We start from the raw sequence: 15,921 nt of genomic DNA on the forward strand, positions 1-15,921 counted from the left end.
CAATACACAGGGATAAAATTGTGAGTTTTAAGGGGGTATTTTTTTATTCTTCAAGAAGTGTAATTATCACAAAATAGGCGATTTACCACGTTTTTGAACACTTAAAAGCCATTTTCGACTCTAAAAGTGAAGGATTATTCAAATAAAAAAGTTTAGCAAGTTGAAAGAAAAATCACCCCTCTATAAATCTATTTTTTTCAGAGAAACGTTGTTTGTCAAATATGCTTGTTCATTTATTTTGTGGTTAGATAGAGTTGTTGTCGGGTTGGCTGGAATTTTTATTATTGTTAGACATAACTGATGTCTGTAATTTACAAATGTATTAGAATCTAATAAAGCTCTAATACCTGTAAAGATTCAATAAATACTTTTTCATAAAAACTTAGATAAAAGTTATATAACAACATTATGTTTTCAATATAAAAAGTGATTTTCTTTTTCGTTAATTCTTCAGTATCCCTCTCGTGTTTTACAGATAACTCCAAACTGTCAAAAAAGTATCCGTATTTTAAAAAAATATTTTTTATACCAAACTCATCATTTTCTTGATTAGTATCAAGGATAACTGAATCAATGTCTCTAGGTATAGAGGTATCAATCAGCTCAATATAAAAACGTGGTATACCTACCATAGCTTTCTGTAACTCTGCTTTCATTATTTTAGCATTATAGGAAAATGCGATATGAAAACGATCATTTATTTTTTTCGTAAACCTTTTCAAGCCTTTTTTTGAAAATTTAGGATTATAAAAAAAACCTTCAGATAAGTTTTCTGACATTACATTCATGATAAATTTACTTATATTTTTATCATGATAAACCCTATGACCACTGGATGCATTCTCTTTTTCTTTATCAGTTTTTGGAGGTTTAAAGAAACTATCTCCCTCCCCTATGGATGGGTTAAAAGAATAATTATCCCAGTTAATAGGTGTCTTCTCCTTCCTTTTTAAAAATTGGAGGAAGTCACGGTTTAGTCTTTCTTTTATACAATCGTAATTCCCACCACATTCCCCAAAATAGTTAATAATATAAGATCTATGATTCTTAAACATTTTATCCAAATATTCTTTCTGAGAAGCAGGAGTGAAGATTAGTATACTAGAATGGTGAGTATTGAAATCTTCATTCAATGAAGTTCTTAAATACTCTTTCATCATTGTTTTTAACTCTTCATCATGTTCTTTGCATTTTTCAAAAAATACTTTGTTAAATACTTCCATGATATGAATTATTATAGTGTTTTAGTGTCAAAAAATAGTTGCTATGTAAGCTAAAAAGTAGCTGTAAGATCAAAGACTATTAAAATGGCATGTTAGTTCTTAAATCTGAAAGCTTATACAACTCTCGGCATAAATGATGCCTATACTACATAAAACTTAAAAATTGTAGTACAATCATAAATACAACTTAAAAAAGAAGATAGTTTATGAAATCCTATATTGACAGAGGATTCAATCATTAAACTATGAAGACGTTTTGTTATTATAGAATATCCCAATTAAAAAGCACAAGCGACACCTAACGGTTGAACACTTGTGCCTGAATAATTTGATCATAATTGGAAGTAAGTACTAAGTCAAAAATAAATCATAGTTAATTCTAATTTATTTTTTGTGAGTACAACGCTGAAAAACGTATTAATAGTGGTTCTATTAAAAGTTTTTTGAAGGACGTAATCGCAAAACAATAAATAGAATTAGTATGAGATAATTTTGAATTTGTACTTAATACTTTGGAAATGTGATAAGAGATATTCTATCAAACTTCTTTCAAAGGCACCCCTGTTTCTTGTAAGGAGACTTTCTTCACTTCATCAATGATTTCTCCTGTTCTTAGAATTTCCTTTTTCAAAAAGCCTCCGATTTCAGCTTCCACGAGCGGGCCTTTTGTGATACCCCCTCTGATATTTTGAATTTTAAAATTATGAGGAAGTTGAATTAATTGTCTGAAGAAGGCGACTCCTTGATCGTAAAAATTATATTCTTTGGTGTTTTCCCAAAGGCAAAGCATTCCATCTAAATCATAAGAAGCAATAGTTCCTTGGTATTTAGGTAAGATTTGATTCACCTGATGCGTGTAATCTTGAAGGGCATTGAGTTGTGCATTGATCTCTTGAACTCCATAATTCCACCTAACATATAAGGCCACATATTCTTTTTCTTTGGGTTGGTAGAACCTTGAAAATACCATATCAAAAAGTTCTGTAGTGCCCATAAACTTATCCACTTCAAAAATAAAGTGATAGAGACCAAAAAGAACAAACATATAAATCCATCTTGCCAGAAAGAAATTTGAATTAAACGAGGCAATAAGATGATGCAAGGCTTCTCTGAAGGATAAATCATCCGAAACCATACCTTTTATAATATCTTCAAGAACAATTGCCATAAAAATCACAACTGTGTAAAGCAGTGATTTCATAATAACTACATTCAATAATTTTGTTCTACCTAATTTCAGATCGATACCTACTGTTTCAAGAATAACAACAATTTTACCTATAAGCGCCGCTGAAAAAGTAGCCGCTCCAAAATAACCGGCCTTCAATTCTACTTCTTTGACCATTAAACCCACCAATAATACCAATAGATTGAAACCTATAGCGAAGTAGGAAGTGACTAAAAATGTCTTTTTAACTTCGTGAATAATTTTGTCTTTGAGTTTACTCATTTCCTTTTGGTTCGTTTTTTTGAATATAATTATTTAATCTACTCATTTTATCTCTCATATAATACCCTGAAACAAGAATTGAACAGATATCTGACACAAAAAATGAAGCCCATGTTCCTTTTAACCCCCAAAAGTAAGAGAACAGTAAAACCATGGGTATTCTAAATAATACTTGTCGGTTCAATGTTAGTAATAATGCATCTTTTGCTCTTCCTAAAGCTTGGGCAAACATACTCGAAATCACACCTATACTGATCAAAGGTAAAGCCAGCATAACACCATAAATTGCTGGAATGCTCTGCTGTATCAGTTCTGTATTTTTTGTAAAAAGTGAAGTAAGTTCTGTATCAAAGAAAAAGATAAAAGCCACAATAATTGTATTGATAATCATACCGTATTTAATGGATTCATAAATCACTTTCCTCACCCTCTTAAAGTCTTTTGAACCGTAATTGTAACTGCATATGGTAAGAAAACCCTGTGCTAATCCTATTATTGGGAAAGTAGCCAACATGAATAATCGGCTAATAATACCATAAACCGCCACACTAATTTCTCCACCATAATCAAACAGAATATGATTTAACAGAATAGCGATAATACTAGAAGAGCCCTGCCTTGCAAAAGATGCCGTTCCTAATGCTAGAGTTTCTTTGATAATACCTGCATCCCAGACAAATGAAGCGGCAGTGAACTTGAGCACTGTATCTTGAAATAAGTAGTAATGGGTGATGTAGAGAAAACCAAAGATGTATGAAAACAATGTAGCAATTGCCGCCCCTTGCATACCCAAACCAAAACCAGCTATAAAAATGGGGTCCAAAATAATGTTTGTCACACCGGGGACAATCATGGCCATCATCGCTTTCTTTGCTTTTCCTTCTGAACGAATCCCATTATTGCTCATGATCGACAATGTTAGGAAAGGCATACCCCATATCACTATGGCATAATATTCTTGAGCATAAGCATAAATATCCCCATTTGCCCCAAAAAACAATAATAGACGTTCTTCAAAAAGAAAACCTACAACAACAGCAATAAGCGTCAACCCTAACGTCAATAATGTTTGATTCCCCAAAATCTTCACAGCCCTTTTCGGATCATGAGCACCCAATGCTCTTGCAATCAAGGAGGCTCCTCCCATGCCAATGGCCATACCAATACTTTGGATTAACATTACGAGTGGTGCTACCACAGAAATTCCTGCAATACCCAATGCTCCAACCCACCGGCCTATAAAAAATGTATCTACCATCTGATACAGTACTATCACCATCATTCCAGTGGCGGCGGGTACAGAAAGTTTGACTAATAGGCTTTTAATATCTTCTTTTCCTAAATCAGGGTTTTCTTTGCTCATTGTTAGTATTCCTTTAGTTGAATGGAATTGCAATTCTAAACACCGATCCTTTCCCTTCTTCTGATTCACACACAATCACTCCACCATGCATTTCCACAAACTCTTTGGCAATAACAAGGCCTAACCCTGTCCCCTGTACATGTTCTGTGTTACTTGCTCTAAAAAATGACTCAAAAAGATTAGAAAAATCCGAAAGTGGTATACCGATCCCTTTGTCCTCCACTTCTATTCTCAAGGCTTCTGATGAAGAATGTAATCTGAGGTACACTTCTTTATCTGAGTATTTGATGGCGTTGGATACCAGATTATCCAATACATGAGCCATTAAAATGGTATCGATCCAAACTGCATCACGTTTGATGTCTTTCTGAAGAATCACTTCTTGCTGCGTGTGAGTTCTACTCTTGAACTCTGTGAGGTATTCGTCTATAAAAATATTAATCGAAACATTTTTGGGAGAAAAAGGTGTTTTCCCTGCTTCAATTTTACCTAACTGTAACACCTCATTTAAAAGCAAGTTTAACCGCTTCGATTCAGATCTCATTCTTGCAATGTATTTTTCAATCTTAAGATCACTGAAATTCATCGCTTTCTTTTTCAAAGCCAGTTCCATAATATCCATATTCGTCATGATAGTAGCCAATGGTGTTTTGAACTCATGAGAAGCCATTGATATAAACTTTGAACGCATTTCATTCAACTCTTTCTCTCTTTCCAGGTTTTTCCTCAATTCCGTCTCAATCTTCTTTTGGTCCATCATATTTCTGATGATGATAAAGTAGACTATCTGCTTAGAAAGAGGTAATAATGTCAGGCTGATTTCTGTAGAAAACTCTTCCCCATTGACAGTAAAAAACTGCCATTCGAATCGTAATTCACCTTGAGCATCACAACTTTTTTGCATGGACCTGAATAAACTAATAGATCGTCCACCTTTCGGCTGTTCTTTTGGAGAATTTTTACTCAGCCAATTGTAAAAAGAAATGTCGCTTACACCACCAAATAGGCTTTTCACTTTTTCGTTATAAATTGAAATATTGAATTGATGATCCAATAAGAAATAAGCATCAGAAGATTTATCAAAGATGGTTTTGAACTTTTCTTTCTTCAATCTCAACTCATTTTTCTTGACATAAAGCAACTCCTCCAACTCTAGATTTATGCTGGACAGCTTTTGCTCTTTGCGCTTGAGCTCTGTTACATTTTTGATCAAAATCAGAAATGTATCTTCATCAATATAAAGCCACTTCAACTCATAAGCTTCATTGCCTAATTGGTATTCGTAATAATTATAGGAATCTTGTGAAGGTGTATCATTTTTCAAATTGAATATCACCTCATTAGAGATAGGATAAAGTGTACTGTTTAATGTAGATTTTAATGCTCTATTATCATTGGTAAAGGTCAGCTTCCAATTTCTATCAAATACAAATACATGATTGTATAACTTTTGAAGAAGAAAATAAGTAGGACTTGATTTATTGTTTCCTTGGAAAAGAAGTATCAAAGCGATAACCTCCACACTCAATCCAATGCCTCCAAAAAGTCTTGTGGAGGGAAGTATAAGTAAAAGGGTCAGTAAAATCAGCGATGAGATAGAAAGTATTTTGGTCTTAGTATTCAAATAACAAGGGAATTAGGTGGTATTTTATGTAAGTACTTATTTATAAATTACATAAAATACCTCAATTCACCTATTTCACTTTAGAAACATGATATTTTTTAAACTTTGAGTCCATAAACTTCACAATTTCTGTGAAATTTGTCATTTCTCTGTTCGAGATAATGATAGGTTGCCCAATTTTGGTTTGAAGTACCAATACATCAAATTGCTTCTTCCCGACGGCCTTTTGTTTCACTTCCCAAAAAAGAAGGTACTGAGTTAGGTCCGTTTCAAAAGAAGAACCTATTCTTAATGGATACTTCTCTGTGACAATATTTCCTTTGAAAGTCACCGTTTTATAGATAAACATTATTCTTACAAACATGAATAATGTAATGAAAGAAGTGGATAGAAGTAATAATAATTTATACCATTCAAAACCACCAAGATTCATCCATCTTACTGTTCCAATTGTAATGGTAATCAGAATGAACACAAACAACCCTAATGCAAAAAAAGCAGGTGTTTTTGGATAAGATACAATTGCCTTATTATTTACTTTATTCTTCTTCATGATATTAATTTACTAAAATGATAAGCGCCGAAACAAACGCACCTCCAGAAAGGAATAAATTCCAGTCTCTTTGATGCCACATTGTAAACCTGAGCATTATGGCATTGAGCAATAAACAGATTAAAACAATAATAACCTGACCAATTTCCAACCCAAGATTAAATGCTAAAAGTGGTTCCCAGATTTGCTCCTCGCTTCCTAGCAAGGATTTTAAATAATTAGAGAAACCTAAGCCATGGATCAAACCAAAAATGGTTGCTTCAAAATAATATCTTTTGATCGGTCTTTTTGCTTTCATATAAGATGGAGAACCTTTCGCTTGACCTAAATTGAAAAGATTGGAGATACATACAATCAAAATAGTGACTGGAATTAAAGTTTCTATCAAATCAGCATCTATAGATACAACATCCAAAGTGGATAACGCTAAAGTGACCGAATGCCCTAATGTAAATGCTGTAACTAAAATTAATACTTGCTTTAAAGAACTGGAATTAAAGGAAGCCATTAAAGCTAAAATAAAAAGGATATGATCATATCCATTGACATCAGTAATATGTTCTAAACCAAGCTGAAGGTATAATCCAAAAGATTCCATAAAGTCTATTTGTTGTACGTCGTCCAAAAATGCAAATATAAGGCAGATTTAAGAGTGTATTGAGATATTTGTTTCAATAAATTTAAATAAAAACTCTGTTTCCCACCGTTCTTGAACGGAATGTGAATAGTAAGCCAAAAAAAGTGTGATATTTTAATCCGAATTGAATAATTTTGAAGAATCAATTCAAAAGAGCAATGGGTATATCTAAGTATTTTTTAATTCTAATTTTTTTAGGGCTTTCATTATCGGTCACAGCACAGTCATCCTGGGAAGAAATCAAGACAACCAAGAAGGGTGATATCACTGTTTATTATATTCAAAATAAACCTTTTGTCTATTCACTTCCAACAGGTGGAATGGCTGGCATTGAATACGAAATGTTCTCGAACCTGATTCGTAAACAAAGAAAGGAACTGAAAGCAGTCATCAACATCAAGTGGGTGCCCTTAGAATCATGGGATGAGCTTTACAAAAAAATGAGCACTAACCCTGATGGTTACTTTGGTATGTCGGGTGTGACCATCACTCCTGAACGAAAAAAGAATATTGATTACCTACCTAGTTATATGCCTGACATTGAAATTATTGTTTCTTCTGAAAATGTACCCTTATTTCAGAAACAAGAAAATTTCAACAATGCTCTACAATCTTTACAAGCTGTAACGATAAAAAACTCCACTTTTGAAAGAAATTTACAAAAACTGAAAACCACTACCCTGCCGGCTCTTGAATATTCTTATACTGCTACCTCTGAAGACCTTATCGGTACTATTGCAGAAGGTAATGACACGTGGGGTTATACTCAGCTTTCTAATTACGCCTATGCTCTTTCAAAAGGATTAAAACTTCACCGACAAATTTTCTATCAAGTAGAAAATGAAGGCTTGGCAATCACTTTGCCTCAAAATTCTTCTTGGCTTGCTCCACTTACCAAAATGAGTGAGGCTCAAGAATTTAGATTAGAAACAAATAAGTTGATTCGAAAATATCTTGGAGACAAAGTCACCGATTTAATATGGGACTTATCTATTCAAGAAGACGGACTGATTGATACTTTAAGAAATCAACAAAGAGAAATTGGTCTTCTAACCATTGAATCTGAAATCAGGCTATTGCGACTTACTCAAAAAGAACTTGAAATATCGCAACAAAATACGATCAGGAACATATTAGTAGTGACATTATCACTTACTCTGTTACTTGTCGTGACTTTATTTCACTTTAATAATCTAGTAAAAAGATCGAACCAAAAGCTTGAAACTCAAAATCAAGAAATTGACGAGCAAGCTAAATCTTTAAGAAAAGCATACAAGGATTTGGAGCATTTAAGTAGTATTGGCAGAGACATCACTTCAAAACTTGCTCTTGAAGAAATTATTGAGACAGCTTATAAAAGTATCAGCGGGTTGATCAAAGCTCCCGTTTTTGGTATTGCACTTTACAATGAGAAAACAGAGTCATTGGACTTTCCTTACATTTATGAACATGACGAGGTCATCAAAGATCAATCTTTTGATATCAATGATAAAATGCGTCTAGGAGTGATGTGCTTTGATCAAAAGAAGGAATTCTTCATTCAGAAATTCAGTACTGACCACCGTAATTATGTGAAAGAAGTCTTGCAACCTATTGCCGGAAAAAATACGGAGTCTATTATTTATATTCCATTAGTAGCAAAACACAAAAAACCAATTGGAGTCTTCACAATTCAATCTTTTAAGGCCAATGCTTTTGACAGCTATCAATTAAACCTCCTGAGAAACTTGGCGATCTATATTAGAATTGCTTTGCAAAACGAGAAGACCTATAGAAACATCAACAATAAAAAACAACAACTTCAAAATGCCAATAATCATATTATTGAGCAAAAAGAATTGATTGAAGAGAAAAATCATGAATTGGAAGATGCTAATAATGATAAAAACCACTTATTAAGTATTGTTGCTCACGATTTAAGAAATCCACTTTCAAGTTCTATCACACTATTAAGTATGCTCAATACAGATGACACCAACTTGGATGAGGACGAAAAACTCTGTGTTGAAGGATCATTGAATGCAATGCATCGAATGAACAAAATGATTGAAGAGATATTGGATGCCAGGGTTTCAGAAAACAACGAGAGTAAAGTCAATAAAGAAGCGGAAAAAGACATTTTTTCTGTTTCAGAAGTTTTGGATCAGGTAATCAATGACTTTACGGGAGTAGCAGAGCGTAAAAATATCGAATTAAGTTACAACTTACTTTCTGACGGCTTGATTGAAGCAAACAGACAACATAGCATTCAAGTTTATGAGAATTTGATTTCCAATGCGATTAAATTCTCCCCTACTCAAACGACAATCACAGTGGATGTGGAGAAAATAAAGGATTTTGTACAAGTAAAAATCACAGATCAAGGTCCGGGGCTTTCGGAAGAAGATCAGAAAAAATTATATCAGAAGTTTCAAACATTAGGACCGAAACCAACGGGTGGTGAAAAATCTACAGGTATTGGTCTATCAATTGTAAAAAAATATGTTGATAGCATGGATGGAAAGGTAGAATGCATCAGCAACCAAAATGAAGGAACTACCTTCATTGTTTCTCTACCTTATTTATAAGAATAAATACTAAGGCTAAATTATTTTACCTTAGTCTGATGCGATTGTGCTTATTATAAAGCAAAACTACTTTTACTACTATAACTGGACTTGAAATATGGAACAAGCAAAAAGTACATTTACACTAGCCTCTAAAATTGAACAACTTAGTCTGAAAAAACTATGGACCTTATATTTTACGGCTATTACTGCCATTATTTTTCTATTAAGTGTGTCACAAATTGTGTTTCACTCTTTCTCACATAAGCAAAATGCAGATGCTGACCTTATTAATAAAGCAGGTAAGCAACGAATGTTGAGTCAAAAAATCACAAAGTGTGTTTTATTACTTGAACAGAAAAAAAGCACTCCTTATTTAAGTGAGTTAAAAACTGCTTTAAAGGAATGGAAAATCGCCCATAAAGAATTGGGGAAATATAATGATGAAATTGACAATTCTGTTTCTTTCAAAAAAGCCAAAGAACTATACGAAAAAGTTGATGTATTTCATTCAAAAATGGTTACCGATGTTGAGGAAGTTCTAGAGCATAAAAACTTTGAAAATTCAGATATCAGTGATGATGTTCTTTCCAATGAAGCATTTTACCTTACCAATATGGACTTGTTAGTAGGCGTCTATTCTGATGATGCTAATAAGAAGCTTGACGACATTCAAAATACATCACTCCTTTTATTTATTGTCACACTTGTTCTACTCTTTTTTGAATTGGGGTATGTATTCCGTCCAACGGCTAGAAGAATTAGAAAGACTTTTGATGAATTAGAAAAGGCAAAGAGAGAAACACAAGATAAGGTAAGTGAAATTGATCAGCTTTACAGATCTTTGGGACAATCTTATCAGTTCCTTTCAGAATCAAAAGATAATGAGGAAACACTAAATGTACTTCTAGCCAAAGCAGATGAGACAGGTGAGATTTCATTTGTATCAGATGCTTTATTGGAAATCCTAAAAGTTGAACATGGTGATCATCCTAAAAATATTTTCCATTGGTTGACATCAGAAGGGTATAAGAAAGAAATGATTCAAGAAGTATTGGAAACGGCTTTGAGTCAGGAAACTTGGGTGGGAACATTACAGCTTACAGACAGTGAAGGTGACTATATTTGGATAGAAGCTACTATCACGATGGTACATGGCCCTAACCCAACAGTTGTATTAATAGGCAGAGATATTACTGAAGATAAAGAAGCAGAAGAAAGGTCGAAAGAAATTAATCAGGAAGAGATTGATAAACATATTGAAACACAAAAAGAGCGGTCATTATTGATCTTGAAAGGACAAGAAGAAGAAAGGGGCAGAATTTCAAAAGATATTCATGATGGCATCGGTCAGTTATTAACAGCCTTAAAGTTCAGTTTAGAGTCTTTTGATGGAAGTTCTACTAAATCATCTGCTAATAAGATTAAAGAATCTAGAAAATTACTTAAAAATATAATTCGTGAAGTAAGACGAGTTTCCTTCAATTTATCTCCAAATACGTTAGGTGATTATGGTATAAATGCTGTGTTGACAAGATTTGCTCATGAGACCAGTAGGCTTTCTGATGTTACTGTTCTATTCTATAATAAGACAGATTTCAATATGAGATTTGAAAGACATATCGAAACCAACATTTACAGAATTGTTCAAGAAGCCGTCAACAATGCCATCAAATACTCTGAAGCTGAAGAAGTTAAAATCAACTTAGAGCATGATATAGAAGCACTTTATATCAGTATTCAAGACAATGGAAAAGGTTTTGATATGAAAAACCTTGAGATCCAAGGTGGTGGAAATGGGTTATTGAACATGGAAGAAAGAGCCGGTTTTGTAGGCGGAACCATTGAAGTGAACTCAAAACTAGAAGTCGGCACAACAATTTCAGTAGAAGTACCTATAAATAGAGAATAACTAAGTAATTTTTATATATTGCACTAGAATAACTCACATCAACAAATTAAATTTTTAATGAGTCAAATTTCAGTAGTACTTACAGATGATCATGTTGTTGTTAGAAATGGTATAAAACTACTGTTGGAAAACAGCCACGAAATAAATGTCATTGGAGAAGGTGCAAATGGTCAAGAAGCATTGGATTTATGTAAACAACTTAATCCAGATGTACTTGTGATTGATATAAGAATGCCAGTGATGAATGGTATTATTGCGGCCTCAAAAATCAAAGAATACAGCCCTAATACCAAAGTTCTAATTCTTTCAATGCACGATGATGCCGAATATATATTAGATGCGGCAGAAAAAGGTGCTAGTGGTTATTTGTTGAAGGATTCAAGCAGTGATGAATTCTTAAAAGCCATTAAGACAGTACATGAAGGAAAAAAATATTTTAGTGGAGATATTTCTAAAGTTCTTGTAGAAGGGTATTTGAATATGAAACACAATACAGAGCCTTCAACTGAAACTACTCCAACTGAAAGCAACACAGTAATAGACCTTACTAAAAGAGAAAAAGAGATCTTGAAATACGTAGTGCACGGTAAAAGCAGTAAAGAGATTGCAGGTATCTTAAATAAAAGTGTTAGAACAGTAGAAACGCACCGTTTTAACATTATGAAAAAGATGGAGGTAAAAAGTGCTGTAGAACTAATTGCAAAGGTAAATGAAATAGCTTCATTGAAAGCTGAATTATTATAATGACATTAATACACTGCCATTTGTTCTCATTTTTTGAATTGAAAAATAAATAGCAGTACTTAGAAACAACTACTTAATTTTCTTTATTCAGTAGCTATAACAATATAAATCCCTACTTAGAAATAGCATTTCTGAGTAGGGATTTTTTTGTATTCATTATAAATTACGTGTTTTTCTTAAAAAAATCACACTAAAAGTACGTACAATTACGTATTTTTACTTACTTTTACTTTCGTGTTGTACGTATTACTGCTCAAAGCAATTTGATGGAGTAATATTAAACAATCACTGAAACAAACACATGCTTAAAATAGGGCAACAAGTTTGTTGCCCTAACTTTTAACTTAGCAAATTAGAATATGAAAAATATCTCAACATACAAATCAACATGTTCCTACTGCGGAGTAGGCTGCGGCATAGATGTAAAGAAAGATGCAAAAGGCAAATTAACTGTTGAAGGAGATATTAATTATCCAGTCAACAAAGGGAAGTTATGTTCAAAAGGCATGAACTTAAATTATGTAGTTCAAGATACTTCAGACCGTTTGCTCTACCCGCAAATGAGATGGAGTAAACAACATGACTTGCAAAGAGTAGACTGGGATACAGCTTTTACAAGAGCTGCTGCTGTGTTTAAATCAATCATAAAAAAATATGGACCTGATTCAGTGGGAATGTATGTCTCTGGTCAGTGTCTTACTGAAGAATATTATTTAGCAAACAAACTCACCAAAGGTTTCTTCCAAACCAACAACATTGACACTAACTCAAGACTTTGTATGAGTAGTGCAGTGGTTGGATATGTGAAAACACTAGGGGAAGATACTGTACCTATTACTTATGAAGATATCGAACATGCTGACACCTTTTTAATTGCAGGTGCTAACCCAGCGTGGTGTCACCCTATCTTATTTAGAAGAATTGAAGCACATAAGGAAGCAAATCCTGATACAAAATTAATTGTAGTAGACCCTCGAAAGACACAAACTTGTGCTCTTGCTGATCTTCATTTACAATTAAAGCCAGGTACTGATGTTGTACTTTACCAAGCGATTGGTAGAGCCATCATTGAGGAAGGTGATTTAGACTGGGATTTCATTAAGAATCATACGGACGGTTTTGATGAATACAGAAAAGAAGTAATGAGTAGACCTCTGAAAGAAGCTAGTGCGATTACAGGGGTAACAATAGATAAAATAAAACTTGCTGCTAGATATATTGGTAATGCAAAAGGCTTTATCAATATGTGGGCAATGGGGCTAAACCAAAGTGCTCAAGGAACCAATAAAAACCTTGCTTTATTAAATCTGAACTTAATAACAGGTCAAATTGGCAAATTGGGTTCTGGTCCTTTCTCATTGACTGGTCAGCCAAATGCAATGGGCGGTAGAGAAGTCGGCGGTATGGCTTCACTTTTAGCAGCTCATCATGATTTAAAAAATCCTGAACACCGACAAAAAGTTGCTGATTTCTGGGGTGTAGATCACATTCAAGAAAAGCCTGGTAAAACAGCAACTGAAATGTTTGAAGCATTACATTCAGGCGAAATGAAAGCCGTTTGGATTGTATGTACCAACCCTATGGTAAGTTTACCAAACTCAAAATTGGTAGAGGAAGCATTGAAAAAAGCAAAGTTTGTTATCGTTCAAGATATTTCAAACAAAGCGGATTCAATTGAACATGCAGATTTGATTTTACCTGCTGCTGGATGGTTAGAGAAAGAAGGTACAATGACTAACTCTGAACGTAGGATAAGTCATTTGGAAAGAGTATTACCTGCTCCAGGTGAGGCACTTCCTGACACTGAAATCTTCTGCCGTTTTGCTCTAAAAATGGGATACCATGGATTTGATTATCAATCTACTGAGGATATTTTCAAAGAACATGCTCTACTTACGAAAGGTACAAATATTGACATTGCTGAATTGACATATGACATCTTAAAGAAAGAAAGATCAGTTCAATGGCCTTATGTCAATGGTAAAAGCACTGAAAGATTATTCGAAGACAAACAGTTCTACACTCCAAATAAGAAAGCTCAAATCTTAACTTCGGGTGTAGAAAATAATTCAGACTTGCTCACTCCTGAAATGCCGTTGATCCTTACTACGGGACGTATTAGAGATCAGTGGCATACAAGAACTAGAACTGGCAAAGTCAATAAATTAAATCAACATATTTCTGATCCTTTCTTAGAAATGCATCCAAAAGATGCCACTGAAAGAGGTTTGAAAGATGGAGACACAGCAGTCATCACTACAAAAAGAGGTGAATGTAGAGTCAATGTCACTGTGACAACAGACATTAAAGAAGGTGTCATTTTTATGCCAATGCACTGGGGCAAAATCAGCAATGATATTTTTGCTAGAACAAACAACCTTACTGCCAATGCAATTGACCCTATTTCAAAAGAACCTGACTTTAAGTTTTCTTCTGCTCAAGTGGCTAAGTTCCAGAAAAAGAAAGATAAAATTCTAATTATCGGAGCAGGTGCGGCCGCTTATCGTTTCATTCATACTTACAGAGGTATTAATAAAGACGACGAAATTGAGGTATTCTCAAAAGAAAGTACCCCATTCTACAACCGTGTACTTTTACCTGAATATGTAAATGAAACATTATTATGGAAAGACTTACAGAAATTTGATGAATTATCTGAATTCGATCGATTAGGAGTTAAAATACATATTAATAAAAGTATCCAAAGCATTGACCGTGACAATAAAGAAATCGTGGATCAATTTGGAGACAGATACAATTACGACAAATTAATTATTGCTACAGGTAGTAGACCATTTGTTCCTGCTGATGTTCCAATTCATTTTGAAGGTGTTTTCACCATGAGAAATAAGAAAAATGCGGACAACCTTAAGCAATACTTAGACAATAAAGGCGGAAGAGTAATTATTGTAGGTGGAGGTCTTTTAGGCTTAGAATTGGCGGCCTCTCTAAGAGAAATTGAAATTGATGTCACTATCATCCAATTAGCCAACAGATTAATGGACCGCCAGCTTGACCCTACTGCTTCAGAACTATTACTTCACCACTGTGAAGACAAAGGCATTGAAGTATTACTCAATGATCAAGTTCAAACTATAGAGAAACAAGGAGAAAAGCTATACAAAGCAAAGCTAAAAGGTGGTAGAACAATAGAAAGTAATGCCATCGTTTATGCTATTGGTACTCGACCAAATACAGAAATTGGTAAAGAAGCAGGCTTAAAAACTTCAAGAGGTATTACAATCAATGAATACCTTCAAACTTCCGATCCTGATATCTTTGCAATGGGTGAAATTGCAGAATTCAATGGTCAGTTAAATGGTACTACCGCTGGTGCTGAGGAACAAGCTGATACATGTGCTCGCTTTATTTCTGGCGATTTATTAAGTCGCTACAGCGGTACATTACCAATGAATATCTTGAAATTCTCTGACCTCAGTTTATGTTCTCTTGGTGTGATTGATATTCCACCTAAAGACAGAAGCTATGAAGAAGTAATTTTGCTTGATAAAGCAGAAGCGTTCTATAAAAAATGTATCATTAAAGATGATAAGTTAGTTGGTACCATCTTATTAGGTGATAAGGCTGAATTTGCTGATTATAAGAAGCTCATTGAAATGGAAACGGAACTAGGTAGTCGTAGAAGTGAGTTGTTAAGAGGCAAGAGTGATGCTGAACCTTTAATAGGTGAAGTGGTTTGTTCTTGTGCAAATGTGGGTAGCGGAAACCTTCAAAATGCTATTGATGGAGGATGTACTTCTTTAAATACACTTTGTGAAAAAACCGGTGCAGGACTTGGTTGTGGCAGTTGTAAAACTGAACTTCAAGAAATGTTGAAAAACAACGCTGAAAAATTAGTTACTTTATAG

The 15,921-nt window shown here is 33.9% G+C and carries 10 protein-coding genes; 4 read left to right on the plus strand and 6 right to left on the minus strand.

The window, feature by feature from the left end; genetic code table 11:
- Positions 1-329: 329 nt before the first annotated feature.
- From AVL50_RS01960 to AVL50_RS01985, 6 genes are all read right to left on the minus strand, one after another.
- The gene (locus AVL50_RS01960) at positions 330-1,223 is read right to left on the minus strand and encodes a hypothetical protein (RefSeq protein ID WP_062614796.1); all 894 of its coding nucleotides are present in this window, start codon (positions 1,221-1,223) and stop codon (positions 330-332) included.
- A 538-nt stretch (positions 1,224-1,761) separates the two neighbouring features.
- Positions 1,762-2,673, minus strand: a complete 912-nt coding sequence (locus AVL50_RS01965; protein WP_062614797.1) for a hypothetical protein — start codon at positions 2,671-2,673, stop codon at positions 1,762-1,764.
- Complete coding sequence (locus AVL50_RS01970; protein ID WP_062614798.1) at positions 2,666-4,036, minus strand: MATE family efflux transporter; 1,371 nt, start codon at positions 4,034-4,036, stop codon at positions 2,666-2,668. The genes AVL50_RS01965 and AVL50_RS01970 overlap by 8 nt, the downstream gene beginning before the upstream one ends.
- 13 nt (positions 4,037-4,049) lie before the next feature.
- Positions 4,050-5,660 (minus strand): PAS domain-containing sensor histidine kinase, encoded by a 1,611-nt coding sequence (locus AVL50_RS01975; RefSeq protein WP_157491106.1) that lies wholly within the window; start codon positions 5,658-5,660, stop codon positions 4,050-4,052.
- Positions 5,661-5,730: 70 nt separating this feature from the next.
- Entirely contained in the window at positions 5,731-6,213 is a 483-nt protein-coding gene (locus AVL50_RS01980) for a hypothetical protein (protein ID WP_062614800.1), read from the minus strand.
- A 4-nt stretch (positions 6,214-6,217) separates the two neighbouring features.
- Positions 6,218-6,811 carry a HupE/UreJ family protein gene (locus tag AVL50_RS01985; RefSeq protein ID WP_062614801.1) on the minus strand — a complete coding sequence of 198 codons (594 nt, stop codon included), beginning with the start codon at positions 6,809-6,811 and terminating at the stop codon, positions 6,218-6,220.
- Positions 6,812-6,984: 173 nt separating this feature from the next.
- Here AVL50_RS01985 and AVL50_RS01990 point away from each other — a divergent pair, with 173 nt between their 5' ends.
- The 4 genes from AVL50_RS01990 (at position 6,985) to AVL50_RS02005 (ending at position 15,921) form a co-directional block, all read left to right on the plus strand.
- Complete coding sequence (locus AVL50_RS01990; RefSeq protein WP_062614802.1) at positions 6,985-9,417, plus strand: ATP-binding protein; 2,433 nt, start codon at positions 6,985-6,987, stop codon at positions 9,415-9,417.
- Between the two features lie 97 nt (positions 9,418-9,514).
- The gene (locus AVL50_RS01995; protein WP_062614803.1) at positions 9,515-11,308 is read left to right on the plus strand and encodes an ATP-binding protein; all 1,794 of its coding nucleotides are present in this window, start codon (positions 9,515-9,517) and stop codon (positions 11,306-11,308) included.
- A gap of 57 nt (positions 11,309-11,365) precedes the next feature.
- Complete coding sequence (locus AVL50_RS02000; RefSeq protein WP_062614804.1) at positions 11,366-12,052, plus strand: response regulator transcription factor; 687 nt, start codon at positions 11,366-11,368, stop codon at positions 12,050-12,052.
- Positions 12,053-12,411: 359 nt separating this feature from the next.
- Positions 12,412-15,921: a nitrate reductase gene (locus AVL50_RS02005; RefSeq protein ID WP_062614805.1), complete on the plus strand. Its 3,510-nt coding sequence runs from the start codon at positions 12,412-12,414 to the stop codon at positions 15,919-15,921.

The organism is Flammeovirga sp. SJP92 (assembly GCF_001583495.1).
GTDB lineage: Bacteria > Bacteroidota > Bacteroidia > Cytophagales > Flammeovirgaceae > Flammeovirga.

Excerpts from the sequence above, each read along its gene's own strand:
- AVL50_RS01960 (WP_062614796.1), bottom strand. The coding sequence starts at position 1,223 with ATGGAAGTATTTAACAAAGTATTTTTTGAAAAATGCAAAGAACATGAT.
- AVL50_RS01965 (WP_062614797.1), bottom strand. The coding sequence starts at position 2,673 with ATGAGTAAACTCAAAGACAAAATTATTCACGAAGTTAAAAAGACATTT.
- AVL50_RS01970 (WP_062614798.1), bottom strand. The coding sequence starts at position 4,036 with ATGAGCAAAGAAAACCCTGATTTAGGAAAAGAAGATATTAAAAGCCTA.
- AVL50_RS01980 (WP_062614800.1), bottom strand. The coding sequence starts at position 6,213 with ATGAAGAAGAATAAAGTAAATAATAAGGCAATTGTATCTTATCCAAAA.
- AVL50_RS01985 (WP_062614801.1), bottom strand. The coding sequence starts at position 6,811 with ATGGAATCTTTTGGATTATACCTTCAGCTTGGTTTAGAACATATTACT.
- AVL50_RS01995 (WP_062614803.1), top strand. The coding sequence starts at position 9,515 with ATGGAACAAGCAAAAAGTACATTTACACTAGCCTCTAAAATTGAACAA.
- AVL50_RS02000 (WP_062614804.1), top strand. The coding sequence starts at position 11,366 with ATGAGTCAAATTTCAGTAGTACTTACAGATGATCATGTTGTTGTTAGA.
- AVL50_RS02005 (WP_062614805.1), top strand. The coding sequence starts at position 12,412 with ATGAAAAATATCTCAACATACAAATCAACATGTTCCTACTGCGGAGTA.